Below are 25,755 nucleotides of genomic sequence, written 5' to 3' on the forward strand. Positions count from 1 at the left end.
GGTGTCCGTCCTCGGAACGGCGCGATGGGGTGTCACACCGACTCACTGGCGTTGACGCGCCAACCGCTGCGGGCGGACACCCCCCGACACGTCCCCTTCCGTGCGTACGCGGCTGCGGGCGCGCGGTGGCGGGCCGCCTATCGGCTTACTGGGCCGAGGGGGTTGAGCGGGTCGGGTCAGTTGCCGTCGGGTCCTGGGTGGCGGCGGCGCGTTTGATCGCGGCGTCGCGCCTGCGGACGTACCAGATGCCGATGAAGCCGAGCCCGCCCCCGGCCAGGCAGGTCCACAGCCACCAGGTGTGGCCGTGGTCGTCGAACCAGCCGTAGAAGGGGAGCTGGACCAGGAAGAGGACGAACCAGAGGATCGTGCCGCCGGTGATCGTGGCGACCACGGGGCCCTCCAGGGGCTCCGGCGCCTCGTGTCTGGGGGTCCATTTCGCCATGGGGACAGCTTACGAGGCGATCAGGTCTACGCGCGGAGATAGCCGATTGGGAGTTTATATGTTCATACTGAAACGGTTTGTGTCTGACCACTTCTCTTCGTAGGAAACACCAAACACATGTCGTCCTCGGCTCCCGCCAAGGTCCCCGCCCCTGAACGAGGGGGAGCCGGGCCCACGTACGGCGCACTCGACCGCTTCTTCCGTATCTCCGAGCGGGGCAGCACCCTGTCCCGCGAGGTCCGGGGCGGCCTCGCCACCTTCTTCGCGATGGCCTACATCATCGTGCTGAACCCGATCATCCTCGGCAGCGCGAAGGACATGTACGGCCACCAGCTCGACAACGGGCAGCTGGTCACCGCGACGGCCCTCACCGCCGCGCTCACCACGCTCCTCATGGGTGTCATCGGCAACGTGCCCATCGCGCTGGCCGCCGGTCTCGGCGTGAACTCCGTCGTCGCCCTCCAGCTGGCCCCGCGCATGTCCTGGCCGGACGCGATGGGCATGGTGGTCCTCGCCGGTGTGGTGGTCATGCTGCTGGTCGCCACCGGGCTGCGCGAGCGCGTGATGAACGCCGTCCCCTACGGGCTGCGCAAGGCCATCTCCATCGGCATCGGCCTGTTCATCATGCTGATCGGCCTCGTCGACTCCGGCTTCGTCTCCCGGATCCCGGACGCCGCCCACACCACCGTCCCGCTCCAGCTCGGCGGCGACGGTCACCTCAACGGCTGGCCGGTCCTGGTCTTCGTCCTGGGCGTGCTGCTCACCCTCGCCCTCATCGTGCGCAAGGTGTCCGGCGCGATCCTGATCTCGATCGTCGCCATGACCGTCGTCGCCGTGGCCATCGAGGCGGTCGCCAAGGTGCCGAGCTGGGGTCTCACCACCCCGAAGTGGCCCGGCAACCCGGTGGCCAGCCCCGACTTCGGCCTGGTCGGCCAGGTCAGTCTGTTCGGCGGCTTCGGCAAGGTCGGTGTGCTGACCGGTGTGCTCTTCGTCTTCACCGTGCTGCTGTCGTGCTTCTTCGACGCGATGGGCACGATCATGGGCGTCTCCGACGAGGCGAAGCTGACCGACGCGCAGGGCCAGATGCCCGGCATCAACAAGGTGCTGTTCGTCGACGGACTCGCCGTCGCCGCCGGTGGTGCCAGCTCCTCCTCCGCCACCACCGCCTTCGTCGAGTCCACGGCGGGCGTCGGCGAGGGGGCCCGCACCGGCCTCGCGAACGTGGTCACCGGCGGGCTCTTCGCCGTCGCCCTCTTCCTGACACCGGTCGCCACGATGGTGCCCTCCCAGGCGGCCACCCCGGCCCTGCTCGCGGTCGGCTTCCTGATCATGGCCGGCGCGGTCAAGGAGATCGACTGGGCGGACCACACGATCGCCATCCCGGCGTTCGTGACGATGCTGATGATGCCGTTCACGTACTCGATCACCAACGGCATCGGCATGGGCTTCGTCACCTTCGTGGTGCTGCGCCTGGCGGCCGGGCGGGGCCGGGAGGTTCCGGCGGCGATGTACGCGGTGGCGGCGGTGTTCGCCTTCTACTACCTGATGCCGGCACTGGGTCTCACGTGAGACGCCGGGCCCGTCAGGTGACGCCGTAGAACCTCTCCGTCTCCTCGACGGCGGCCTGGAACCGTTGGTCGAAGTCATCTCGAACGAGCGTCCGGACGACGTAGTCCTGGACGCTCGTTCCGCTTTTGGCGGCGTGATGCCGGAGCCGTTCGAGCAGATCGTGGTCTATGCGCAGGCTGAGCACGCTGGTCCCCATGACCACGAGGGTCGCGGCATCCCGTCGTGCGGTGTGTCCCGTTCACCACCGGATCACCCATACGAGTGGTGTCACGGTTCAGTGGCCGACGTCACGGGTGTTCTGTGCGTCCCGGGTTGGTCTTTAGTTTGAGTAATGAGTTACTCTAAAGAACATGCCGGACCTCAACCATGGCGACGATGTAGCCGCCGTGAACTCCCTCCGATCCGCCGTGATGCGGCTGTCCCGTCGGCTCAAGCACCAGCGGGTCGACGAGTCGCTCAGCCCCACCGAGATGTCGGTGCTCGGCACCCTCTCCCTGTGCGGCAGCGCCACACCGGGTGAGCTCGCTCGCAAGGAGCATGTCCAGCCGCCGTCGATGACCCGCATCGTGGCGCTGCTGGAGTCCAAGGGACTGGTCCGTCTGGAGCCGCACCCCGAGGACCGGCGCCAGAAGGTCGTGACGCGCACCGAGCGGGCCGAGGTCATGCTCGAGGAGAGCCGCGCCAAGCGGAACGCGTTCCTGGCCGCGCTGGTGGAGAACCTCGACGAGGACGAGTGGGCGAAACTCCGCGCCGCCGCCCCCGTGCTGGAGAAGCTCGCGCATCTGTAAGCCGTAGTCGTCGCAAGGAGGCGAACCCTTTTGAGTACGGGACCCGGAGCAGCTTCCGCCCCCGCACCTGATCCCCACGACTCCCCGCCCACCTCCGACACGCTCCCGCGCAAGTCCTCGATGTTCTCCTCCCTGAAGGTCAGGAACTACCGCCTGTTCTTCATGGGACAGGTCGTCTCCAACATCGGCACCTGGATGCAGCGCATCGCCCAGGACTGGCTGGTGCTCAGCCTCACCGGCTCCTCCGCCGCCGTCGGCATCACGACCGCGCTGCAGTTCCTGCCGATGCTGCTCTTCGGCCTCTACGGCGGCGTCCTCGTCGACCGGCTGCGCAAGCGGCCCACGCTGCTCGTGACGCAGTCGGCGATGGGCGTCACCGCGATCGCGCTCGCCGTCCTGACCCTCACCGGCCAGGTCCAGGTGTGGCACGTGTACGTCGCGGCCTTCGCCGTCGGTCTCGCCACGGTCGTCGACAACCCGGCCCGGCAGTCCTTCGTCTCCGAACTGGTCGGCCCCGGGCAGCTGCAGAACGCGGTCAGCCTGAACTCCGCCAACTTCCAGTCCGCCCGCCTGGTCGGCCCCGCCGTCGCGGGCCTGCTGATCACCGGCGTCGGCACCGGCTGGGCCTTCCTCTTCAACGGCCTGTCCTTCGTCGCGCCGCTCACCGGCCTGCTGCTGATGCGGGCCCGCGACCTGCACGTCGTCGAGCGAGCCCCGCGCGGCAAGGGGCAGCTGCGGGAGGGCGTGCGCTATGTCACCGGCCGGCCCGAGCTGATCTGGCCGATCGTCCTGGTCGGCTTCGTCGGCACGTTCGCCTTCAACTTCCCGGTCTACCTCTCGGCCTTCGCGGACGACGTGTTCCACGCGGGCGCGGGCGCGTACAGCATGTTCAACACGCTGATGGCGGTCGGCTCGGTGGTGGGCGCGCTGCTCGCGGCGCGGCGGGGCACGGCCCGGCTGCGTCTGCTGATCCTGGCGGCCATGGCCTTCGGCACCCTGGAGATCCTGGCGGCCACGACCCCGACGCTGTGGATGTTCGCGCTGCTCATGGTCCCGCTGGGTCTGTTCGGCATGACGGTCAACGTCACGACGAACACCAGCATCCAGATGTCCACGGACCCGGCCATGCGCGGCCGCGTCATGGCCCTCTACATGATGGTCTTCCTCGGTGGCTCCCCGGTCGGCGCCCCGATCGTCGGCTGGATCACCGACACGTACGGCGCGCGGGTCGGCCTGGCGACCGGCGGGGCGGTGGCGGCGGTCGCCGCGGCGGTCATCGGCCTGATCCTGGCCCGGGTCGGCAACCTCCGCCTGTCGGTCGGCTGGCACGGCGGCCACCCGCGGGTGCGGTTCGTTCCCCGGGAGCAGGAGGCACTGGCTCCGGCGGCGTAGCCCGGCTCAGTCGCGGGGGAACTCGCCGGTCCTGAGGACGAGGCCGACCACGGTGCCGGTCAGGTCGATCTCGTCCCCGAAGTCGAGACTCAGCTCGCCCCGGTACTCGCCGTCCTTGGGCTTGGTGTGCAGGTGCCAGCGGCCGGTGTACGGGTCCACGATCAGGTACACCGGCACGCCGGCTTCGGCGTAGGCGTCCTTCTTCGGACCGTAGTCGTTCGCCGCGGTCTTCCTGGAGATCACCTCGGCGACGAACTCGACGTCCTCGTAGCGCCACAACCCCTTGGCGTTTTTCGCCGCGCCCTCCGCCATCACGGTCACGTCGGAGGCGAAGCCGTTGAGGTGGCCCGGGTAGTCGACGCGGACGTCGGACTTCACGCGGTTGCGCGGATGCTTGGCGCGCAGCTGTTCGATGAGGTCCGCGATGATGTCCCAGTGGGTGTCCCGCTGAGGCGCCGTGAAGATGTTCCCCCCGACGATCTCGACCTTGTACCCCTCGGGGACGGGCATCGTCTCCACCCAGTCGAACATCATGTCGAGGGTGAGTTCGCCGCTGCTGTCGGCCATGTCGATCCTGTCGTCAAGGGCACTCATAGTGGCGCTCCTCCCCGGCCGCACCGTGGATGGATCCGGCCGCGCGGTACAACGAGACGCAGGGCGACCGGGGCACGCCCGGACCTGGAGGCCGTCTACACCCGCCGCGCCAGCAACTGCCCCGGCCAGTCGTTCTCGCCGAGCGTGAAGGCCTCGGTGCGGGTGAAGCCGTTGGCCTCGTAGTAGCGGACGAGCTTGCCGTCGTCGCCGGCGTAGCAGTCCACCCGGAGCAGGCCCACCCCGGCCCGACGGGTCTCCTCGGCGGCGTGTGCGAGGAGCGCGCTGCCCACGCCGTGCCCCTTGAAGCGGCGGTCGGAGGCCAGCCAGTGGATGTAGCGCTCGGGTTCGCCGGGTGGTGAGAGGTGGGACAGACAGGCGCCGGGCGAGTCGGTGAGGGTGAGGGTGGCGGCCGGGACACGGTCGGCGTCGGCCATGAACACGCTGCCCTCCGCCATGTACCGGCGGACCGACTCCACCGTCTTGGGGCTCTGTGACAGCGGCTTCGTCCCCCACTGCCCCGTGCGCCCCTGGGCGACCAGCCACTCCACACAGCTGTCGAGCATGCCGAGTATCGCGGGGATGTCGTCGGGCCCGCCGTCCCGGATGGTGATCCGCATGGGCTCATGGTGCCAGGCTGGACCCATGAGACTCTTCGCCGCCGTGCTGCCCCCTGACGAGGTGCGCCGGGAGCTCGGCGTCGTGGTCGACGCGTTGCGCGCGCTGCCCGGCGCCGACGGCATGCGCTGGACCGGCCGCCCCGGCTGGCACTTCACGCTGGCCTTCTACGGTGAGGTCGACGAGTCCCTCGTGCCCGAGCTGTCGGCCCGGCTGGAGCGCGCCGCGCACCGTACCGAGCCGTTTTCGCTGGCCCTTCGTGGGGGCGGTCAGTTCGGGCGGGGCAAGGCGTTGTGGGCCGGGGCCGAGGGGGACCTGGCGACCCTGCGGCTGCTCGCCGAGCGGGCGGAGGCGGCGGCGCGGAAGGCGGGGGTGCCGATGGGGGAGCACCGGCGGTACAAGGCCCATCTGACCTTGGCCCGTCGGCGGGAGTCGGGGAGCGTGCGGGCCTACCTGGACGCTCTCGACGCGTTCGCCGGGCGGGCCTGGACGGTGGACGAGCTGGCGCTGGTGCGGAGCAGGCTGCCGACCTCGGGGGTTGCGGGGGAGCAGCCCCGGTACGAGGCGGTCGGGCGTTGGGGGCTCGGCGGGGCCGGTTAGGCTCGGTGGCGTGGACCCGAAAACCCGGAACCGGATCATGGCCGGTGTGCTTGTGCTGATGTTTCTTGTTGTCGCCTTGGCTTCCGTGCTCGGGAGGTAGGGCGGCGGCCGGGGAACTGCGGACGGCTGCTTTCCGGCCGCGGGCCGGTGGGGGCTTGTCGCGCAGTTCCCCGCGCCCCTTACGGGGCGTTCACCAGGCGAAGGCCTCCGGCGACGGGCCCGGACCCGGGAAGATCTCGTCCAGGCCGGTCAGGAGGTCCTCGGGGAGTTCCAGCTCGGAGGCGCGGACGGCGGAGGCGAGCTGGTCGGCGGTGCGGGGGCCGACGATCGGGCCGGTCACGCCGGGACGGGTGAGCAGCCACGCCAGCGCGGCCTCGCCGGGCTCGATGCCGTGCTTGTCGAGCAGGTCCTCGTAGGACTGGATCTGCGCGCGGGTCCCGGGATCGGCGAGCGCGTCGGCCGCGCGGCCGGAGGCGCGGCGCTTGCCCTCGACCTCCTTCTTGAGCACACCGCCCAGCAGACCCCCGTGCAGCGGCGACCAGGGGATCACGCCGAGCCCGTAGTCCTGGGCGGCCGGGATGACCTCCATCTCCGCGCGCCGCTCGGCGAGGTTGTACAGGCACTGCTCGCTGACCAGCCCGATGGTTCCGCCGCGCCGGGCGGCGATCTCGTTGGCCTGGGCGATCTTGTAGCCGGGGAAGTTCGACGACCCGACGTAGAGGATCTTGCCCTGCTGGACCAGGACGTCGATCGCCTGCCAGATCTCGTCGAAGGGGGTGTCCCGGTCGATGTGGTGGAACTGGTAGACGTCGATGTGGTCGGTCTGGAGCCGCTTCAGCGACGCGTCGACGGCGCGCCGGATGTTGACGGCGGAGAGCTTGTCGTGGTTGGGCCAGGCCGGGCCGTCGGCGCCCATGTTCCCGTACACCTTCGTGGCGAGCACGACCTTGTCGCGCCGTCCCTCGCCCTTGGCGAACCAGTTGCCGATGATGCTCTCGGTGCGGCCCTTGTTCTCGCCCCACCCGTAGACGTTGGCCGTGTCGAAGAAGTTGATGCCCGCGTCCAGAGCCGCGTCCATGATGGCGTGGCTGTCGGCCTCGTCGGTCTGCGGGCCGAAGTTCATGGTGCCGAGGACGAGCCGGCTGACCTTGAGTCCCGTGCGTCCGAGCTGCGTGTACTTCATGCTGCCCAGCCAACGTCTTGAAGTGCGCTCCAGGCAAGCGGTATCTCCATGGACATGACCGAACAGCCCGACACCGAGCACCTCGTCCAGCTCCTGGTCACCACCCTCGGCGACTCCCTCCTCGGAGTCTGTCTCCACGGCTCCGCCACCCTCGGCGGCCTGCGCCCGCACAGTGACGTGGACGTGCTGGCGGTGGTGCGCGAGCACACGACGCACGGGCAACGCCGTCGCCTCGTCGAGGAGTTGCTCAAGGTGTCGGGGCTGGGGGAGGGGCGGCGGCCTGTCGAGATGACCCTGGTCGTGCAGGACGACATACGGCCCTGGCGGTACCCGCCCGCCTGCGAGTTCCTCTACGGGGAGTGGCTGCGCGAGGAGTTCGTGCGCGGGGCCACCCCGGCGCCCGGGCCCAACCCCGATCTCGCCCCCGTCCTCACGATGGTCCTGCTCGCCGACGCCCCGTTGTACGGCCCCCGGCCCGCCGAACTGCTCGACCCCGTGCCGGTCGCCGACCTGCGGCGGGCCATCGTCGCCGGCGTGCCGGAGCTCATGGCGGAGGTGGAGACCGACACGCGCAACGTGCTGCTCACCCTCGCCCGGGTGTGGACCACGCTCGACACCGGGAGCATCCGGTCGAAGGACGCCGCCGCCGAGTGGGCGATCGGACGGCTGCCCGCCGGGCACCGGCCCGCCCTGGCCCACGCCCGGGCCGTCTACCTGGGGGAGGAGGAAGAGCGCTGGGACGGCCTGGCGCCCCGGGCCTGCGCGGAGTTCCTGGCCCGGATGATCAACGGGAGTTACTCGGCGTAGGGCTCGGCCAGGTCCCAGGCCTGGTACATCGCCTCCGCGAACGCCGCCGCGATCTTGTGCTCGCCGCTCGCGCTGGGGTGGGTGCCGTCGTAGGTGTCGATGTCGACGGCGTACGACGACGGGAGCGAGGCGAGGAGGATGGGGGAGCCGGGCTCGTCGAGGTCGGCGGCCGTCTTCGCCAGCAGTTCGTTGAAGCGGGCGACCTCGCCGGCGAAGGGGGCGTCCGTCTCGGCCCGTACGTTCGGGATCACCGGCAGCCACACCATCCGCACCCGCCGGTTCGCCGCCCGCGCCTCGGCCGTGAAGGCCCGGACGTTGTCGGCGGTCTGCTCGGCGTTCGTGTAGAAGCCCAGGTCGATGAGGCCGAGGGAGACCAGGAGGACGTCCGCGCGGCACGACCGCACCGCCTCGCCGATCAGCGGCGCCATGTGCAGCCAGCCCTCGCCCCAGCCGGCCAGATGGCCACGCGGGAAGTCAGGTTCGGCGTAGGCGTACGACTCCGGGGCCTCGGTGAGCTTGTCGTACAGCGTCTCGCGCGGACCGACGAGGGTGCAGGGGCCGCCGCAGGACCGGGACAGGTGCTGCCACAGCCGGTAGCGCCACGTGTGTTCGCCCGCGCTTCCGATCGTCATGGAGTCACCGACGGGCATGAACCTGAGCATCCGCTCATCATCCTGGATCACCACGCCGGGTGGGGTGTGAGTCGGGCCACGCGCGGTGCCCGGCCGTTCGTGCTCTGCCCGCTGAACCGCCGAGCGGGATGGCAGTCTTGGGGCATGCGCAGACCCTTCGCCCTCCTCGCCGGGGCCCTCCTCGTGGGCGCCTTCGCCGTGCCCGCCTCCGCCGCAGACGCCGACGAGGACTTCACCATCAAGGACCCGCGCATCACGGAGTCCAGCGGACTGGCCGCCTCCCGCCTCCACCCCGGCATCTACTGGACGCACAACGACAGTGACGACGGGCCCTACATCTACGCCGTCGACAGCAGGACCGGCGAGACCGTCGCCCGCCTCACCCTCACCGGCATCGGCACGCCCCGGGACGTCGAGGCCATCTCCATCGGGCCGGACAACCGGATCTACGTCGGCGACATCGGGGACAACCTCGGCGGCAGCTGGCCCCACGTGTGGATCTACGAACTGCCCGAGCCCAAGACGCTGAAGGACCAGACGATCCGGGCCACGCAGTACGTCGTGAAGTACTCCGACGGGGCCCGCGACGCCGAGTCCCTCGTCGTGCACCCGAAGACCGGCCGTGTCTACATCGTCGACAAGAACGAGAAGGGCGGACACCTCTACGAGGGGCCGGCCGAGCTCTCCGCCTCCGGGACCAACGTCTTCGAGCCCGTCGCGGCCGTCCCCGACCTGGAGGCCACCGACGCCACGCTCTCCCCGGACGGCGAACACCTCGTCGTCCGCAGTTACTTCGGCGCGATCGCGTACGACTGGAACGGCGGGAAGATCAAGCGCAAGCAGCGGCTCGGTGTGCCGTTCCTCGGGCAGGGCGAGTCCGTCACCTACACCGCCGACGGCAAGCGGCTCATGTACGGCGCGGAGGGAGCCGACAGCTCCGTGGAAGGGCAGGACGCGCCCGGGGGCGGCGGGAACGCGTCGTCCGGCAGCGGGAGTTCGGCCGCCCGGGACGGCGGCGACAGCGGCGACGGGCTGAGCGGCAACCTCAAGACCGGCGCCATCGCCGTGGCCGTCGCCTGCGTCGCCCTGCTCGGTCTGCGCGGGCTGCGCCGCCGGAGGTAGCGGGCAGAGGGTTGCTCAGAAGCTGCTCATGGGCTGTTCACGGGGCTGACTCGCGGCGGCGTCGCGCCACGAGCACCTCCAGTCCGTCCAGGATCCGCTGCAGCCCGAACTCGAAGTGGTCGAAGTCGGGACCGAAGGTGTCCTCGGAGAGCGACGCCATGACCGGGTAGCGGCCCGAGGCCATGGCCTTCTCCAGGTGCGGCACCTGCGCCTGCCAGAACTCGGCGTCCGTCAGGCCCGTCCGGCGCTCCGCCTCCCGCTCGTACAGCTGCGTGCGGGCGGCCCCGACGACATACCCGTCGATCATGATGATCGCGGAGAGCAGTTCGGGGTCGGTCAGGCCCATCGGGCGGATCCGGGTGAGGACCTTCTCCATGCCGTCGAGGGCACCCGGGCCGAGGACCGGCCGGGACTGGTTGACCTGGAGCAGCCAGGGGTGGCTGCGGTAGAGGGCGAGGGTCGAGCGGCCCAGCGCCTCCAGAGCGGCGCGCCAGCCGCCGTCGCCGAGGTCGGCCGGGTCGTCGGAGCGGTGCTGCACCCGGTCCAGCATGAGGTCGAGCAGTTCGCCCTTGCCGGGGACGTACCGGTACAGCGACATGGTGCCGGTGCCGAGTTCCGCGGCCACGCGGCGCATGGACAGCCCCTCCAGGCCCTCCGCGTCCGCCACCTGGACGGCCGCTTCCACGATCCGGTCCAGGGTGAGGGTCGGTTTGGGGCCCCGGCTGGGCCGCCGGCCGGTGTCCCACAGCAGTTCGAGGGTGCGGGCGATGTCGCCGCTGCCGCTGGTCTCGGTACCGCCGCTGCCACTCGTACCGCTCGTGCCGCTCGTCATGGAGCCCAGCTTAGGTCCCGCGTCCAAAAAACTGAGTACGACGTACGCGTAATCGAGTACGCTGTACTCAGTTCGGTGCCGGCAGAGGGCACGGGCACACGGGAGGGGCAGCATGGACGGATACGCGGTGCGGGCGGAGGCGATGGAGAAGCGGTACGGCGAGAAACACGCCCTCGACGGTTTCGACCTGGAGGTGCGCGAGGGCACGGTGCACGGTCTGCTCGGGCCGAACGGGGCGGGCAAGACCACCGCCGTCCGTATCCTGTCCACCCTGATCAGGCTGGACGGGGGCCGGGCGACGGTCGCCGGTCTCGACGTGGCCCGGCAGCCGCGCGAGGTGCGGGCCCAGATCGGGCTGACCGGGCAGTACGCGGCGGTGGACGAGGTGCTCACCGGCCGCCAGAACCTGGAGATGTTCGGCCGCCTGTTCCACCTGGGCGGCAGGCGGGCCCGGCTGCGGGCCGCCGAACTGCTGGAGCAGTTCGACCTCACCGACGCCGCCGACCGGGGCGTCGGCAAGTACAGCGGCGGCATGCGGCGCCGCCTCGACCTCGCCGCGTCGATGATCCTCGCCCCCGCGGTCCTCTTCCTCGACGAGCCGACGACCGGTCTCGACCCCCGCAGCCGTGGCGAGGTCTGGGACTCCGTACGGGCGTTGGTGGCGGGCGGCACCACCGTGCTGCTGACCACGCAGTACCTGGAGGAGGCCGACCGGCTCGCCTCGCACATCACCGTCATCGACCAGGGGAGGGCCATCGCCGACGACACCCCGGACGGTCTGAAGAACCTGGTCGGCGGCGACCGGATCGAAGTGGTGGTCGCCGAGCGGGCCGAGATCCCGCGGGTGGTGAAGGTGGTCGCCCGGGTCGCGGACGGCGAACCCGAGTCCGACGAGACCGAGTTGCGGGTGCACGCCCCGGTCGCCGACCGGGTCACGGCACTCACCGACGTGGCGCGGACCCTGAAGGACGAGGGCGTCCGCGTCGAGGACATCGGGCTGCGCAGGCCCAGCCTCGACGACGTGTTCCTGCGCCTGACCGGACACCGGACCGAGAAGGAGCCCACCGCATGAGCGCCGTCGACCTGACCGGCCCCGCCGCGCGCGGCCGCACGTACTGGCTGCTCGCGGACTGCTGGAACATCGTCCGCCGCGGCCTGACCCACTACCAGCGCCAGCCCGCCAACATCGCCTGGCAGCTGGGCTTCCCGATCCTCTCCGTGCTGCTCTACGGCTATGTCTTCGGCAGCGCGATGAAGGTGCCGGGCGGCGGGGACTACAAGGACTTCCTGATGCCCGGGATGTTCGTGATGACGATGGCGTTCGGCTTCATGAACACCGCGACCGTCGTGGTCTACGACTCCACCAAGGGTGTCATCGACCGCTTCCGTTCCATGCCCATGGCCTCCTCCGCCGTGGTGGCCGGGCGCGGGGTCACCGATCTGATCGTCGCCTGCGCCGAGTTGGCGATCATGATGCTCACCGCGCTGGCCATGGGCTGGCGGCCGGACGGGGGCTTCAACTTCCTCGCCGCGTTCGGGCTGCTGCTGTGGCTGCGATTCGCGCTGATCTGGATCGGGGTGTGGCTCGGGCTGCTCGTGCCCAACCCGGAGGCCGCGGGCGGGCTGTTCGCGGTCGCCTTCCCGCTGACGATGATCTCCAGCGTCTTCGTCGCCCCGCAGCTCATGCCCGACTGGCTGGGCTGGGTGGCGGCCTGGAACCCGATCTCCTCCACGGCGGCGGCCGCCCGCGACCTGTTCGGGACGCCGGTCGGCGGTGGCGACTCGTGGGTCGAGCAGCACGCGCTGCTGATGGCCGGAGTGTGGCCGGTGATCCTGACGGTGATCTTCCTGCCGTTGGCGGTGCGGCGGTTCAAGAAGCTGAGCCGGTAGGGGGCTTGGTGGATGCGACACCTCCCGGAGTCTTGACGTGCTCATGTTGCGTCAGTTCTCTGGGAGGTGCGCGGCATGATGGGAGCGCTCCCATTCAGTTCCGGGTGCCGTGCCTCCCCCGAGAGGAAGCAGCCACATGTTCCGCACTCTGCGCAGAGCGCTGTGTGTTGCCGCGGCGCTCCTGTTACCGCTCGCCGGTGTGCAGTCGGCACAGGCCGACGCGGGCACGAAGGCCGCCGGCGGCGGCTACTGGCACACCAGCGGCCGGCAGATCCTGGACGCGGCCGGGCAGCCGGTCCGTATCGCCGGCATCAACTGGTTCGGCTTCGAGACCGACAGCCACGTCGTCCACGGCCTGTGGGCCCGCGACTACAAGAGCATGATCGACCAGATGAAGTCGCTGGGCTACAACACCATCCGGATGCCCTACAGCGACGACATCCTCAAGTCCGGCACCATGCCCGACAGCATCAACTTCGACGGCAAGAACACCGACCTGCGCGGGCTGACGTCGTTGCAGGTCCTGGACCGGATCGTGGCCTACGCCGGACAGGCCGGACTCAAGATCGTCCTCGACCGGCACCGCCCGGACGCGGCGGGCCAGTCGGCGCTCTGGTACACGGCGTCGGTCCCCGAGTCGACGTGGATCACCAACCTCAAGGCTCTGGCGACGCGTTACAAGGGCAACTCCACGGTCGTCGGCATCGACCTGCACAACGAGCCCCACGACCCCGCCTGCTGGGGCTGCGGCGACACAGCCCGGGACTGGCGGCTGGCCGCCCAGCGCGCGGGCAACGCGGTGCTGTCCGCCAACCCCGAGCTGCTGATCATGGTCGAGGGTGTGCAGTCGTACAACGGCACGAACGGCTGGTGGGGCGGCAACCTGATGGGCGTCGCCCAGTACCCGGTCCAGCTGGACGTTCCGGGCCGGCTGGTCTACTCGGCCCATGACTACGCCACGTCGGTGGCCCAGCAGCCGTGGTTCAGCGACCCGGCCTTCCCGTCCAACCTGCCGGGGATCTGGGACAAGTACTGGGGATACGTCTTCAAGCAGAACATCGCGCCGGTGTGGCTCGGCGAGTTCGGCACGACGCTCCAGTCGGCGGTGGACCAGAAGTGGCTGGCGGAGCTGGTGAAGTACCTGCGCTCGACCTCCACGTACGGCGCCGACAGCTTCCAGTGGACGTTCTGGTCCTGGAACCCCAACTCCGGTGACACGGGCGGCATCCTGAAGGACGACTGGCAGACCGTGGACACGGTGAAGGACGGGTACCTGGCGGCCGTGAAGGCGCCGGGCTTCACAGGCGGCGGCTCCGGGCCCGGTCCGGGCGACCCGGGTGACCCGGGCGGCCCCGGCGGCGGCACGGCCGCCTGTACCGCCGCGTACACCGTCAGCAGCGAATGGGGCGGCGGCTTCAACGCCGAGGTGAAGGTGACCAACACGAGTGCCGTTCCGCTGAAGTCCTGGAAGGTGAGCTGGACGTGGAGCGGGTCCCAGAAGGTCACGAGCATGTGGAACGCGTCGCACACCCAGAGCGGGGCGACCGTCACGGCGGTGAACGCCGCGCACAACGGGAGCGTGCCGGTCGGGGGTTCTGCGAGCTTCGGCTTCGGCGGTGCGCCCGGTGGCGGGGGCGCGCCGAGTGTGAGTTGTACGGCGACCTGAGCGCGGGGTGACGCGGGGGCGCCCGGTGCTCGCCGGGCGCCCCCATGGAGTGCTTTGTCGGTATTGCCGGAACTCCCCCTGTCTGAGGGGAGTCTGAGAGCAGGCTATGACTCGATTCGGTCAAGTCTTGGTCGAAAACGTACGTGCGTGGCGCGCTCTTCCGAAACGATGCGGCACGGCCCGCGTCACTCGCGGGCCTGACCCCCCTCACCGTTCTGAGAGAACTCCATGAGAAGAAGCGCAGCCGTACTGTGCGGCGCGACCGTCGTACTGGCCGGGACGCTCACCGCCGTCCCCGCCAGCGCCAGCGCGTCGCACTCCGCGAACACCGCCCTGACCGCCGCCGCGAAGCTCACCTGGAAGAAGTGCGGTACGGACGACGTCCCGACGCTCCAGTGCGCGTCGGTGAAGGTGCCGCTCGACTACGCGAAGCCGCGGGGGAAGCAGATCACGCTGGCGCTGTCCCGCGTGCCGCACACCGCGCCGAAGTCCCAGGGCCCGCTGCTCGTCAACCCCGGCGGCCCCGGCGGCAGCGGCCTGTCCCTGGCCGGGTTCGTCGCGTCCTCGCTGCCCAAGGAGGTCGCCGCACAGTACGACGTCATCGGCTTCGACCCGCGCGGAGTGGGCAAGAGCCAGCCCGCCCTCGACTGCAAGCCGGGCCACTTCGACCCGGTGCGCCCCGACTCCGTGCCCAGCACGCCGGCGCTGGAGAAGGCCAACATCGCGCGGGCCAAGTCCTTCGCCAAGGCCTGCGGCGAGAAGTACAAGGACGTCCTGCCGTACATCGACACGGTCAGCGCCGTGAAGGACATGGACTCGATCCGCAAGGCCCTCGGCGCATCGAAGATCAACTACTTCGGCTACTCGTACGGCACCTACCTCGGCGCGGTCTACGCCAAGCTGTTCCCCGAGCGGGTCCGGCGCCTGGTGCTGGACTCGATCGTCGACCCGACCGGCGTCTGGTACGACGACAACCTCCAGCAGGACTACGCCTTCGACAAGCGTCACAAGGCGCTCATGGCCTGGATCGCCAAGTACGACTCCACCTACAAGCTCGGCAAGAACCCGGCCGCGATCGAGGCCAAGTGGTACGCCATGCGGGCGGCCCTCGCCAAGAAGCCGGCGGGCGGCAAGGTGGGCGCCTCCGAACTGGAGGACATCTTCATACCCGGCGGCTACAACAACGCCTACTGGCCCACCCTCGCGCAGACGTTCGCGGCCTACGTCAACGACCACGACACCGCCGCGCTGGTCAAGGCGTACGACGACATCGCCGCCATCGACGCCTCCGGCGACAACGGCTACAGCGTCTACACCGCGGTGCAGTGCCGTGACGCGTCCTGGCCGCGCGACTTCAAGCAGTGGCGCAAGGACAACTGGGCGGTGTACGAGAAGGCTCCGTTCATGGCCTGGAACAACGCCTGGTACAACGCGCCGTGCGCGTTCTGGCCGACGAAGTCGCTGAAGCCGGTGAACGTCTCCAATGCCAAGCTCCCGCCGGTGCTGCTGTTCCAGGCGACGGACGACGCGGCCACCCCCTACGAGGGCGGTGTCACCATGCACCGGCTGCTGAAGGGCTCCAGCCTGGTGGTCGAGCAGGGCGGCGGCAACCACGGCATCACGCTGAGCGGCAACGCCTGCCTCGACAAGCACCTCGCCACGTACCTGACCAACGGCAAGGTCCCGCACGGCAGCGGCGTGGCCGACGCGGTCTGCAAGAAGACCGCCGACCCGAAGCCGCAGGCGACGGCGCGGAAGACGCCGAGCGCGACGCAGTCGACGGCCGCGACGGCCGGTGCCGGTCTGCCCGGGATCCTGGGGTCCGGCCGCTGACCGTGCCTCTCGTGGCCCTTGCCCGAGCATGACCCGAGCATGAAGAGAGGGCGCCCCGCACACGCGGGGCGCCCTCCGTCACGTGCGGGAGAAGATCAAAGCTTCTCGATCACGTAGTCGACGCACTTCGTCAGCGCCTCGACGTCCGCCGGGTCGATCGACGGGAACATCGCGACGCGGAGCTGGTTGCGGCCGAGCTTGCGGTAGGGCTCGGTGTCGACGATGCCGTTGGCGCGCAGGACCTTGGCGACGGCGGCCGCGTCGACCTCGTCCGTGAAGTCGATCGTGCCGATGACCGCCGAGCGCTTGGCCGGGTCGGTGACGAACGGGTTCGCGAACTTGACGTCCTCGGCCCAGCCGTACAGCGTCCGCGCGGAGGTGGCGGTGCGGCGCACCGACCAGTCAAGGCCGCCCTGGCCGTTGATCCACTCCAGCTGCTCGTTGAGCAGGAACAGGCTGGCGAGGGCCGGGGTGTTGTACGTCTGGTTCTTGCGGGAGTTGTCGATCGCCGTCGGCAGCGAGAAGAACTCCGGGACGTGCCGGCCGGACGCGTGGACGCGCTCGGCGCGCTCGATCGCCGCCGGGGAGAAGACGCCGATCCAGAGGCCGCCGTCGGAGGCGAAGGACTTCTGGGGGGCGAAGTAGTAGACGTCCGTCTCGGCGATGTCGACGGGCAGGCCGCCGGCGCCCGAGGTGGCGTCCACGACGACCAGGGCGCCCTCGTCGGCATCGGCCACGCGCTTGATCGGCATGGCCACACCGGTCGAGGTCTCGTTGTGGGTGAGGGCGTAGACGTCGACGCCCGCCTCGGCGACCGGCTCGGGGTGGGTGCCCGGGTCGCTGGAGATGACGTCCGGCTCGGCCAGCCAGGGCGCGAGCTTCGCGGCCTTCGCGAACTTGGAGGAGAACTCGCCGAAGCTGAGGTGCTGCGACTTGTTCTCGATCAGGCCGTGCGTCGCGACGTCCCAGAACGCGGTGGAGCCGCCGTTGCCGAGGACCACCTCGTAGCCGTCGGGGAGCTGGAACAGCTCACGGATGCCCTCGCGCACCTTGCCGACAAGGTTCTTGACGGGTGCCTGGCGGTGGGAGGTGCCCATGAGGGAGGTGCCGGTGGCGGCCAGCGCGTCCAGCGCTTCCGTCCGCACCTTGGAGGGGCCCGCGCCGAAACGTCCGTCGGCGGGCTTGATGTCAGCGGGAATCTGGATCTCAGCCACGGAGGGGAGCGTAGCCGTTTCCGGAAACCTGGGCGAAACCTCGTCCGTCCGGTGAGACGGCGTCTGGACGGTGGCGCGGCCGGTGCGCGGGCGCGGGGTCGTCACTGTCAGTGGTCGCGTGCATGCTGGAGGCATGACGGATCTTCGGCACGGCACGGATCTGACGGCTCTCGAAGGCGAGTTGCGCGAGGTCGTCCGCGGTGACGTCGGCTTCGGGGTCACCGCGCGGGCGCTTCTCACCATGGACGCGTCCAACTACCGGCGGGTGCCGCACGGGGTCGTGGCGCCGAGAGACGCCGATGACGTGGCGGCGGTGCTGGAGGTGTGCCGTGCGCGGGATGTGCCGGTGGTGGCGCGGGGCGGCGGGACGTCCATCGCGGGGCAGGCGACCGGTACGGGGGTGGTGCTGGACTTCACCCGGTACATGAACCGGCTCGTGTCCCTGGATCCCGCGGCGCGTACGGCCGTCGTGCAGCCGGGGCTGGTGCTCGACCGGCTCCAGGAGGCCGCCGCCCCGCACGGGCTGCGGTTCGGGCCGGATCCGTCCACGCACAGCCGGTGCACGCTCGGCGGCATGATCGGCAACAACGCGTGCGGCTCGCACTCGGTGGCGTGGGGCACCACCGCGGACAGTGTGCGCGAGCTGGACGTGATCACCTCGCGGGGGCGGCGGTTGCGGCTCGGTCCGGACTGGGCCGGGGCGCCGGACGGGCTGCGAGAGCTGGTCGACGGGGAACTGGCCCGATTGCGTACGGGCTTCCCGGAGCTGCCCCGCCGCATCTCCGGGTACGCCCTGGACCCCCTGCTGCCCGAGCGGGGCGCCGACGTGGCCCGGTCCTTCTGCGGTTCCGAGGGCACGCTGGGCGTCCTGACCGAGGCGGTCGTACGACTGGTCGAGGCGCCCCGCGCCCGTGCGCTGGCCGTGCTGGCGTATCCCGACGAGAGCGCGGCGGCGGAGGCCGCCGCCGGGCTGCTGCCGTTCGGGCCGCTGACGGTGGAGGGCATGGCGGCGGACCTGGTGCCGTCCGCGACCGCGCTGCCCCGGGGCGGGGCCTGGCTGTTCGTGGAGACCGGCGGGGAGTCGGCCGAGGAGGCACGCGCGCGTGCGGAGGCGATCGTGCGGGCGGCCGACGTGGTGGACGCGCTCGTGGTCACCGACCCGGCGGGGCAGCGGGCGCTGTGGCGGATCCGGGAGGACGCGAGCGGTACGGCGACCAGGATGCCGGACGGCAGAGAGGCGTGGCCGGGGTGGGAGGACTGCGCGGTGCCGCCCGCCCGGCTCGGAGCGTATCTGCGGGACTTCCGGGGGCTGCTCACCGCGCACGGGCTGCGCGGCACGCCCTACGGGCACTTCGGCGACGGCTGCATCCACGTCCGGATCGACTTCGACCTGCTGACGGAGCCGGGCGTCGCCCGTTTCCGCCGCTTCTCGGAGGAGCTCGCGGAGCTGGTGGTGGCGCACGGCGGCTCGCTCTCCGGGGAGCACGGCGACGGGCAGGCGCGGGCGGAGCTGCTGCCCAGGATGTACGGGCCGGAGATGGTCGGCCTCTTCGAGCGGGCGAAGGGGGTGTGGGACCCGGACGACCTGCTGAATCCCGGGATGCTGGTGCGCCCCGCTCCCCTCGACACGGGCCTGCGCTTCTCCGTCCTGCCGCGCGAGCCGGTCGACGTCGCCTTCGGCTACCCCTCGGACGGCGGTGACTTCTCGGCGGCGGTGCGGCGCTGCGTGGGTGTCGCCAAGTGCCGTACGACGTCGGTGTCCGGCTCCGCCGTCATGTGCCCGTCCTTCCGGGCGACCGGCGAGGAGGAGCACTCCACGCGCGGGCGGGCCCGGCTGCTGCACGAGATGCTCGCCGGTGAGGTCGTGACCGACGGCTGGCGCTCGACCGAGGTGCGGGACGCCCTGGACCTGTGCCTGTCCTGCAAGGGCTGCCGCTCGGACTGCCCGGTCGAGGTCGACATGGCCACGTACAAGGCGGAATTCCTCCACCACCACTACGCCGGCCGCCGCCGCCCGGCCGCGCACTACGCGATGGGCCGGCTGCCGCTGTGGCTCCGTGCCGTGTCCCGTACGCGCACGGCGGCGCTGGTCAACCTGCTCGCCCGGACACGCCCCCTCGCGTGGACGGCGAAACGGCTGGGCGGCATCGCGCCCGAGCGGGAGATCCCGCGGGTGGCGACACGGACCTTCAGCAGGTGGTGGGAGCGGCGGCGGGGCGCTGCGGAGGGATCGCGCGGCGACCTGGTCGTCCTGTGGCCCGACACCTTCACCGAGCACCTCTCGCCCTCCGTCGGGCAGGCCGCAGTGCGGGTGCTGGAGGCGGCCGGGCTGCGGGTCGCGCTGCCTCCGACGGTACGTCTGGAGAAAGCCCCGGTGGGCGACGGCAGGACGGTCGCCCTCGACCCGCTGTCCCTGCTGCGGGGCCGGGGCCGGGTCTGCTGCGGGCTGACGTACGTGTCGACGGGCCAGCTGGACCGGGCCCGGGCCGTCATGCGCCGCACGCTGGACCTGATGGAGCCGGTGCTGGACACCGGTGCCCCGGTGGTGGTGCTGGAGCCGAGCTGCGCCGCGGCCCTGCGCACCGACCTCCCCGAGCTGCTGCACGACGACCCGCGCGCGGCCCGCCTCGCCGCCAAGGTCCTCACCTTCGCGGAGACGCTGGAGCGCCACGCCCCGGACTGGACCCCGCCGCGTGTGGACCGCCCGGTGGCCGGCCAGACCCACTGCCACCAGCACGCGGTCCTGGGCGACGCCGCCGACCGCCGGCTGCGCGCGGCCGCTCACCTCTCCGGTGAACTCAGCGGCGGCTGCTGCGGCCTCGCCGGGAACTTCGGCTTCGAGAAGGGCCACTACGAGGTGTCCACCGCGTGCGCGGAGGACCAGCTCCTCCCGTCGGTACGGGACGCCCCGGACGGCGCGGTGCTCCTGGCGGACGGCTACTCCTGCCGTACGCAGCTGGAGCAGCTGGCGGGCGTGCGCGGGAGGCATCTGGCGGAGGTGCTCGCGGACGCGCTGGAGGCGGAGCGACCGGACGCTTGAGTCGTTCGGGCCACGGGACGGGCGGACGCGAGTGTCTCGGCCCGGGGACGGCCGGAGCCGCTCCTAGGCTCTCGGCACCAGCCAACCGAAGGAGCCCGCCCATGCCGCCCACCAACGTCCGCGTCCAGCCCATCACCCGCGACGAGCACCTCGCCTTCGTCCGGGCCCGCCCCTCCGCCAGCCACACCCAGGTGCCGTCCTGGGGTGAGGTGAAGCCCGACTGGCGGGCGGACAGCCTGGGCTGGTTCGACGAGAGCGGGCAGCTCGTCGGCGCGGGGCTGGTCCTGCTGCGCCCCCTGCCCGGGCCGAGTCTGCCGGGACTGCGGCGGTACCTCGCCTACCTGCCCGAGGGCCCGCTGATCGACTGGCAGGCGCCCGGCCTGGACCGTCTGCTGCGGCCGCTGGTCGAGCACCTGCGGCGGCGCGGCGCCTTCGCGGTCCGTATGGGCCCGCCGGTCGTGGTGCGCCGCTGGGACGCCGAGGCGGTCAAGGCCGGGATCGCGGATCCGAAGGCCCGGCGGCTGAGTGACGTCCGGCCGACGTCGTGCGACCCCGGCGCGGACCAGGTCGCCGACATCCTGCGCCGGACGGGCTGGCGGCGGACCGAACCCGGCGGCGAGGACGGCTTCGCCGCGGGACAGCCCCGGTACGTCTTCCAGGTGCCGTTCGCCGGACGCTCGCTGGACGACATCCGCGGGGGTCTGAACCAGCAGTGGCGGCGCAACATCGGCAAGGCGGAGAAGGCCGGCGTGAAGGTCGTACGCGGTGACTACGCGGACCTGCCGGCCTTCCACGAGCTGTACACGGAGACCGCCGAGCGGGACCGCTTCCTCCCGCGGCCGCTGCCCTACTTCCAGCGCATGTGGAACGCGCTCACCGCCGAGCACCCGGACCGCATGCGGCTCTATCTCGCGTCCCACGACGGCGAGGTGCTGGCCGCCGCGACCATGCTGACCGTCGGCGACCACGTCTGGTACTCCTACGGCGCCTCCACCGGCCGCCGGCGCGAGGTCCAGGCGAGCAGCGCCGTGCAGTGGCGCATGATGACCGACGCCCACGAACTCGGCGCCACCGTCTACGACCTGCGCGGCATCACCGACACCCTGGAGGAGTCCAGCCACCTGCTGGGCCTGCTCCGGTTCAAGGTGGGCACCGGCGGTGAGGCCGTCGAGTACCTCGGCGAATGGGACTTCCCGCTCAACCGGCTGCTCTACAAGGCGCTGAACCTGTACCTGGCGCGGCGCTGAGAAGCCCGCATTCCGAGACAGGGGCATAAACGGTTCACGCCCCTGACCGAGTCCATTACTCTGGACTTGACAGTACACCTGGGTGCACGTCACCGTGCAACACGGTACGCCCGCACCCGAACCGAGCACAGGACCGCCCCGTGACCACCCCCGGCAGCGCCACCACGTCCCAGCCCGCGACCTCCGTCGCCCCGGCACCGGCCGGTGCGCCGCGCCGCCTCGGCCCTCTCGGGTCACCGGGGTCCCTCGGGCCCGTGGGACTGGTGCTCGCGGGCGGGATCTCGGTGCAGTTCGGCGGGGCACTGGCGGTGACCCTGATGCCGCGTGCGGGTGCCCTCGGAGTGGTGGCGCTGCGCCTGCTCGTGGCGGCGGTCGTCCTGCTGCTGGTCTGCCGTCCGCGGCTGCGCGGCCACTCGCCCACCGACTGGGGCACGGTCGTCGTCTTCGGCATCACCATGACCGGGATGAACGGCCTCTTCTACCAGGCCGTCGACCGCATCCCGCTGGGTCCCGCGGTCACCCTGGAGGTCCTCGGCCCGCTCGCCCTCTCGGTCCTGGCATCCCGCCGCGCGATCAACGCCGTCTGGGCGGCGCTCGCCCTCGCCGGTGTCTTCCTCCTCGGCGGCGGAGGCTTCAGCAGTCTCGACCCCACAGGGGCGGCCTTCGCCCTGGGCGCCGGAGCCATGTGGGCGGCATACATCGTCTTCAGCGCCCGTACGGGCCGCCGCTTCCCGCAGGCGGACGGCCTGGCCCTGGCGATGGCGGTGGGCGCGCTGCTCTTCCTGCCCCTGGGCATCGCCGAGTCCGGTGCGAAGCTGCTCGACCCGGTGACGCTGGGCCTGGGCGCGGCGGTGGCCCTGCTCTCCTCGGTGCTGCCCTACACCCTCGAACTGCTCGCCCTGCGCCGCCTGCCCGCCTCCACCTTCGCGATCCTCATGAGCCTCGAACCGGCCATAGCCGCGGCGGCCGGCTTCCTCGTCCTCGACCAGGCCCTCACGGCCATGCAGGCCGCCGCCATCGCGCTCGTCATCGCGGCGAGCATGGGCGCGGTACGGACCCAGGTGGGCCGCGGCCGTGGCCGCAAGAAGACGGCGGCACTGGAGAGCACGGGGCTGGAAGGCTAGGTTCCCAGGGCTCATGCCCTGGGGGCAGAACCGTCAGAGCGGGTTGAGGCGGGCCTTGAGCAGGCAGAACTCGTTGCCCTCGGGGTCCGCGAGCACATGCCACGGTTCCTCGCCCGTCTGGCCGATGTCGGCCGGGCGCGCCCCCAGCTTCAGGAGGCGTTCGAGCTCGGCGTCCTGATCGCGGTCAGTGGCGTTGACGTCGATGTGCAGCCGGGTCTTCCCCGGCTCCGGCTCGTCCCTGCGGCTGAGGACGATCGTCGGCTGGGGGCCGCCGAACCCTTCACGCGGCCCGATCTCGAAGTACTCGTTCTCCTCACGGTCGAGCACCACGAAGTCCAGGACCTCGCACCAGAACCGCGCCAGCGCCTCGGGATCGCGGCAGCCGAGCACGAGTTCACTGATACGACATGCCATGGACGGGACCTACTCTCAGCGTGGGAACTGCCGGTCGGCCCGTGCGCGGAACCCGTGGGCTCCCCGCACGGGGCACACGCCCGAGACCGTACCCGGCGAGGCCGGACGGGCGCGACGGGTTTTCGGGCGTCTCCCACCCCGAAATATCCGCACCGGGAGCGGAGTTGAGCCGACCATGACCCAAACCCCGGCGCCTCGCCCCCTGTCCGACGAAGCCCTCTCCCAGCTGCTCGGAACACAGCAGTTCGGCACCCTCGCCACCGTCAAGCGCAATGGCCGCCCCCACCTGACCACCATGCTCTACCACTGGGACCCGGAGGCCCGCATCGTGCGGTTCTCGACGACAGCCGACCGCGTCAAGGTCAGACAACTACGGCACGACCCGAAGGCCGCGCTGCACGTGCAGGGCGGCAACGTCTGGTCGTTCGCCGTCGCGGAGGGCGAGGCCGAGGTCTCCGACGTCACCACGGTCCCCGGTGACGAGGTGGGGCGGGAACTGCTCGGCATCGTCCCGGAGGGTGCCCGGCCGGAGGACGAGGCCGCGTTCCTGGAGCAGTTGGTCGCCGAACGCCGGGTGGTCGTCCGCCTGAAGGTGGACCGGCTGTACGGGACGGCCCTCGACATCGACGGGTAACACCCGACAACCGGTGTCCGGCAGTCAGACCGTCTCGTCGAGCAGTCGGCGATGTTCGGCGGGCAGCCGCAGCCGAGCCCCGGCGAGCGCTTCGTCGAGTTGCTCCGGTGTGCTGACGCCGACGACCGGGGTGGCGGCCGGCTCACCGCCGGTCAGCCAGGCCAGCACGACCTGGTTCCGGCTCACTCCGAGGTCCCCGGCCACCTTGTCCAGGGCCTCGAGCCGCCGGGAGGTGCCGGGGTGGTCGTAGGCATCGGGCAGCGGTTGGTCCGGGCGGCTGTAGAAACCGTGCAACAGGGCGGTGTACACCCACAGGGACACGTCCGGTTCGCTGTCGACGTAGTCGATGACCTCGTCGGTGACCCAGCCGAACCGGTGGGCCTGGCCGGGCACCGGCACGCCGGGGCGGGGCTGGAGATAGGAATGGCGCAACTGGAGCGCGGTGTAGCCGGCCCAGCCGTTGTCCCTGGCGATCTGCCGGGCCCGTTCCACGCGCCACACCGGGTGGTTGGAGCAGCCCAGCCGGCCCACCGCCCCCTCGGCGACGAGCGCGCCGAAAGCCTCGGCGGACTCGGCCAGGGGGACCGCGCGGTCCTCCATGTGGGCCCAGTACAGGTCGATCCGGTCGGTTCCCAGCCGGCGCAGGCTGCCCTCCAGAGCGGCCCTGACGGCCCGTGCCGACAGTCCTTCGCGGCTGGCCGGCCAGTCGCCGGGGCCGACGGGCTGGGCACCCGCCTTGGTGCTGAGACACACCTGGTCGCGCAGACCGGGACGGCGGGCCAGCCATCGCCCGATGACCTCCTCGCTCTGTCCGCCGCGGCTGTCCGGGTCGGACCAGAAGGCGTAGCAGTCGGCCGTGTCGACGATCGTCCCGCCGGCGTCCGCGAACCGGTCGAGCAGACGTAACGACGTGGTGGCGTCCACCGTGGTGCCGAATTTCATCGTTCCCAGCGCGAAGTTCACATCGGGCATGGCTCAGGTCCCTCCCTGGCGAATGGCGAATGGCGAAGACTCGCAGTGCGCGCCGGGCATCCTGGCAATTGAAGTGCACTCCAGGGCAAGGAGGTTGTTCGTCCCGCCTCCTGCCGGAGCGGCTACTGGCGAACCAGCACCCCCCGAACCGTGATCCCGTAACGCACCCGCAGCCGCCGCAGCTCCCACAGCGCCACCGCCGTCACCGAGACCGGCGCGCCGAGCACGAACACCAGGCGCACCGGCCCGGGCACGCCCGCGTACGCCCCGGTGAACAGGTCGATCAGGGCCATCTCCCACACCAGCGTCATGGCCAGCAGCGGCGGCATCGTCTGGTGGATGTCGGCCGTGCGGAACACGTGGACCAGGGCCAGGCCGATGCCCCAGATGATGAACGGCAGGACCCAGAAGAACGTGATCGCCATACCCAGGCCGGTGACCGCGGCCATCACCGGGTTGGTCGCGAACTTCCCGTCCATGAAACCCGTGAGCACGGACGCCGGGAAGACGAAGACCGCCGCCACGAGGGCCACCATCGCGCCGAACGACTTACCGGCCCGGCGCAGGAGGTCCCGGCGGGCCGAAGGAGCCGTCAGGGCCAGCAGGACACCCACGACGACCGGGAGCGTCACGCACAGCACCAGCACGCTGATCCACGACTGGTCGAGGCGTTCGCTCGCGACGTCCTCCACGGAGTGGGCGATCTTGTAGGCCACCGACATCCAAGCCACCGCGGCGAGCCCCACGAGGGTGCGGATCTTCTGCATGCGCGCGATGAAGGGGTCCTCGACGAGGTCCGGCCGCGACGGCTTGAAGACCCGGCGCGCGGTGTGGACGGGGCCGATCCGCCGCCGCAGCCGGGTGAAGGGGCCGGGGGGCGGGGCCTGCGGTGGCCAGGGGTGGGGCGGGTGGCCGCCACCGGGCTGCGGCTGTGGTGGTACGTAGGGGCCGGGCGACGGTGGATACGGTCCCGGCGGGGGCGGTGGATACGGTCCCGGCGGGTACGGTCCGGGCGCCGGCGGTGGGTACGGCTGCCCGCCGTGCGGGTGATGCGGCGGCTGACCGCCCCCGTTCCAGTTGCTCATCCTTGTTCTTCCCCCGATACATGGCCCGTGGAACGCCCTTCATGACACGTTTCCGGCCAC

General features: G+C 71.1%; 25 protein-coding genes. 14 read left to right on the forward strand and 11 right to left on the reverse strand.

Going from position 1 to position 25,755, the window contains the following annotated elements; genetic code table 11:
* Positions 1-145: 145 nt before the first annotated feature.
* Complete coding sequence (locus tag ABZ016_RS20375) at positions 146-442, reverse strand: DUF2530 domain-containing protein (RefSeq protein WP_356918031.1); 297 nt, start codon at positions 440-442, stop codon at positions 146-148.
* A 117-nt stretch (positions 443-559) separates the two neighbouring features.
* On the opposite strand from ABZ016_RS20375, the gene ABZ016_RS20380 reads away from it, so the two are divergent.
* On the forward strand, positions 560-2,011 hold the full coding sequence (locus tag ABZ016_RS20380; protein ID WP_356918032.1) for an NCS2 family permease: 1,452 nt from the start codon (positions 560-562) through the stop codon (positions 2,009-2,011).
* Positions 2,012-2,024: 13 nt separating this feature from the next.
* On the opposite strand, the gene ABZ016_RS20385 is transcribed toward ABZ016_RS20380, so the two are convergent.
* The gene (locus ABZ016_RS20385; protein WP_356918033.1) at positions 2,025-2,207 is read right to left on the reverse strand and encodes a ribbon-helix-helix protein, CopG family; all 183 of its coding nucleotides are present in this window, start codon (positions 2,205-2,207) and stop codon (positions 2,025-2,027) included.
* 154 nt (positions 2,208-2,361) lie between these two features.
* On the opposite strand from ABZ016_RS20385, the gene ABZ016_RS20390 reads away from it, so the two are divergent.
* Both ABZ016_RS20390 and ABZ016_RS20395 read left to right on the forward strand, forming a co-directional pair.
* The gene (locus ABZ016_RS20390) at positions 2,362-2,799 is read left to right on the forward strand and encodes a MarR family transcriptional regulator (protein ID WP_356918034.1); all 438 of its coding nucleotides are present in this window, start codon (positions 2,362-2,364) and stop codon (positions 2,797-2,799) included.
* A 30-nt stretch (positions 2,800-2,829) separates the two neighbouring features.
* Entirely contained in the window at positions 2,830-4,191 is a 1,362-nt protein-coding gene (locus tag ABZ016_RS20395; protein ID WP_356918035.1) for an MFS transporter, read from the forward strand.
* A 6-nt stretch (positions 4,192-4,197) separates the two neighbouring features.
* On the opposite strand, the gene ABZ016_RS20400 is transcribed toward ABZ016_RS20395, so the two are convergent.
* A complete protein-coding gene (locus ABZ016_RS20400) occupies positions 4,198-4,785 on the reverse strand; it encodes a Uma2 family endonuclease (protein WP_356918036.1) in 588 nt (195 codons plus the stop codon).
* 95 nt (positions 4,786-4,880) lie between these two features.
* Complete coding sequence (locus ABZ016_RS20405; protein ID WP_356918037.1) at positions 4,881-5,402, reverse strand: GNAT family N-acetyltransferase; 522 nt, start codon at positions 5,400-5,402, stop codon at positions 4,881-4,883.
* A 25-nt stretch (positions 5,403-5,427) separates the two neighbouring features.
* On the opposite strand from ABZ016_RS20405, the gene thpR reads away from it, so the two are divergent.
* Entirely contained in the window at positions 5,428-6,000 is a 573-nt protein-coding gene (thpR, locus tag ABZ016_RS20410; RefSeq protein ID WP_356918038.1) for an RNA 2',3'-cyclic phosphodiesterase, read from the forward strand.
* A 190-nt stretch (positions 6,001-6,190) separates the two neighbouring features.
* Here thpR and ABZ016_RS20415 read toward each other — a convergent pair whose 3' ends face one another.
* Complete coding sequence (locus tag ABZ016_RS20415; protein WP_356918039.1) at positions 6,191-7,183, reverse strand: aldo/keto reductase; 993 nt, start codon at positions 7,181-7,183, stop codon at positions 6,191-6,193.
* A 48-nt stretch (positions 7,184-7,231) separates the two neighbouring features.
* Here ABZ016_RS20415 and ABZ016_RS20420 point away from each other — a divergent pair, with 48 nt between their 5' ends.
* Complete coding sequence (locus ABZ016_RS20420; protein WP_356918040.1) at positions 7,232-7,990, forward strand: aminoglycoside adenylyltransferase family protein; 759 nt, start codon at positions 7,232-7,234, stop codon at positions 7,988-7,990.
* On the opposite strand, the gene ABZ016_RS20425 is transcribed toward ABZ016_RS20420, so the two are convergent.
* Positions 7,978-8,652, reverse strand: a complete 675-nt coding sequence (locus ABZ016_RS20425; RefSeq protein ID WP_356918041.1) for an SGNH/GDSL hydrolase family protein — start codon at positions 8,650-8,652, stop codon at positions 7,978-7,980. The two genes, ABZ016_RS20420 and ABZ016_RS20425, sit on opposite strands and share 13 nt — an antisense overlap.
* Positions 8,653-8,766: 114 nt before the next feature.
* Between ABZ016_RS20425 and ABZ016_RS20430 the strand changes: the two genes are divergently transcribed.
* Entirely contained in the window at positions 8,767-9,744 is a 978-nt protein-coding gene (locus ABZ016_RS20430; RefSeq protein ID WP_356918042.1) for a WD40 repeat domain-containing protein, read from the forward strand.
* A 37-nt stretch (positions 9,745-9,781) separates the two neighbouring features.
* Here ABZ016_RS20430 and ABZ016_RS20435 read toward each other — a convergent pair whose 3' ends face one another.
* Positions 9,782-10,576, reverse strand: coding sequence for a TetR/AcrR family transcriptional regulator (locus tag ABZ016_RS20435; protein WP_356918043.1), 795 nt, complete (start codon positions 10,574-10,576; stop codon positions 9,782-9,784).
* Between the two features lie 112 nt (positions 10,577-10,688).
* Here ABZ016_RS20435 and ABZ016_RS20440 point away from each other — a divergent pair, with 112 nt between their 5' ends.
* From ABZ016_RS20440 to ABZ016_RS20455, 4 genes are all read left to right on the forward strand, one after another.
* Complete coding sequence (locus ABZ016_RS20440; RefSeq protein WP_356918044.1) at positions 10,689-11,648, forward strand: ATP-binding cassette domain-containing protein; 960 nt, start codon at positions 10,689-10,691, stop codon at positions 11,646-11,648.
* Complete coding sequence (locus ABZ016_RS20445) at positions 11,645-12,466, forward strand: ABC transporter permease (RefSeq protein WP_356918045.1); 822 nt, start codon at positions 11,645-11,647, stop codon at positions 12,464-12,466. Before ABZ016_RS20440 ends, ABZ016_RS20445 begins: the two co-directional genes overlap by 4 nt.
* 136 nt (positions 12,467-12,602) lie before the next feature.
* Positions 12,603-14,132, forward strand: a complete 1,530-nt coding sequence (locus tag ABZ016_RS20450; RefSeq protein WP_356918046.1) for a cellulase family glycosylhydrolase — start codon at positions 12,603-12,605, stop codon at positions 14,130-14,132.
* Between the two features lie 228 nt (positions 14,133-14,360).
* Entirely contained in the window at positions 14,361-15,965 is a 1,605-nt protein-coding gene (locus tag ABZ016_RS20455; RefSeq protein WP_356918047.1) for an alpha/beta hydrolase, read from the forward strand.
* A gap of 95 nt (positions 15,966-16,060) precedes the next feature.
* Here the strand turns inward: ABZ016_RS20455 and serC are convergent, their stop codons facing one another.
* On the reverse strand, positions 16,061-17,179 hold the full coding sequence (serC, locus tag ABZ016_RS20460) for a phosphoserine transaminase (protein WP_356918048.1): 1,119 nt from the start codon (positions 17,177-17,179) through the stop codon (positions 16,061-16,063).
* Positions 17,180-17,339: 160 nt separating this feature from the next.
* Between serC and ABZ016_RS20465 the strand changes: the two genes are divergently transcribed.
* From ABZ016_RS20465 to ABZ016_RS20475, 3 genes are all read left to right on the forward strand, one after another.
* On the forward strand, positions 17,340-20,219 hold the full coding sequence (locus tag ABZ016_RS20465) for an FAD-binding and (Fe-S)-binding domain-containing protein (protein WP_356918198.1): 2,880 nt from the start codon (positions 17,340-17,342) through the stop codon (positions 20,217-20,219).
* A gap of 101 nt (positions 20,220-20,320) precedes the next feature.
* Entirely contained in the window at positions 20,321-21,466 is a 1,146-nt protein-coding gene (locus ABZ016_RS20470; RefSeq protein WP_356918049.1) for a peptidoglycan bridge formation glycyltransferase FemA/FemB family protein, read from the forward strand.
* A 140-nt stretch (positions 21,467-21,606) separates the two neighbouring features.
* Complete coding sequence (locus ABZ016_RS20475; RefSeq protein WP_356918050.1) at positions 21,607-22,590, forward strand: EamA family transporter; 984 nt, start codon at positions 21,607-21,609, stop codon at positions 22,588-22,590.
* Between the two features lie 33 nt (positions 22,591-22,623).
* Here ABZ016_RS20475 and ABZ016_RS20480 read toward each other — a convergent pair whose 3' ends face one another.
* Positions 22,624-23,004, reverse strand: a complete 381-nt coding sequence (locus tag ABZ016_RS20480; protein ID WP_356918051.1) for a VOC family protein — start codon at positions 23,002-23,004, stop codon at positions 22,624-22,626.
* 175 nt (positions 23,005-23,179) lie between these two features.
* Here ABZ016_RS20480 and ABZ016_RS20485 point away from each other — a divergent pair, with 175 nt between their 5' ends.
* Entirely contained in the window at positions 23,180-23,638 is a 459-nt protein-coding gene (locus ABZ016_RS20485) for a TIGR03618 family F420-dependent PPOX class oxidoreductase (RefSeq protein WP_356918052.1), read from the forward strand.
* Between the two features lie 24 nt (positions 23,639-23,662).
* On the opposite strand, the gene ABZ016_RS20490 is transcribed toward ABZ016_RS20485, so the two are convergent.
* Complete coding sequence (locus ABZ016_RS20490) at positions 23,663-24,610, reverse strand: aldo/keto reductase (protein WP_356918053.1); 948 nt, start codon at positions 24,608-24,610, stop codon at positions 23,663-23,665.
* A gap of 122 nt (positions 24,611-24,732) precedes the next feature.
* Positions 24,733-25,695: a hypothetical protein gene (locus ABZ016_RS20495; RefSeq protein WP_356918054.1), complete on the reverse strand. Its 963-nt coding sequence runs from the start codon at positions 25,693-25,695 to the stop codon at positions 24,733-24,735.
* Positions 25,696-25,755 lie beyond the last annotated feature (60 nt).

Origin of the sequence: Streptomyces sp. NPDC006372, from assembly GCF_040612515.1 — a bacterium.
Taxonomy (GTDB): domain Bacteria; phylum Actinomycetota; class Actinomycetes; order Streptomycetales; family Streptomycetaceae; genus Streptomyces.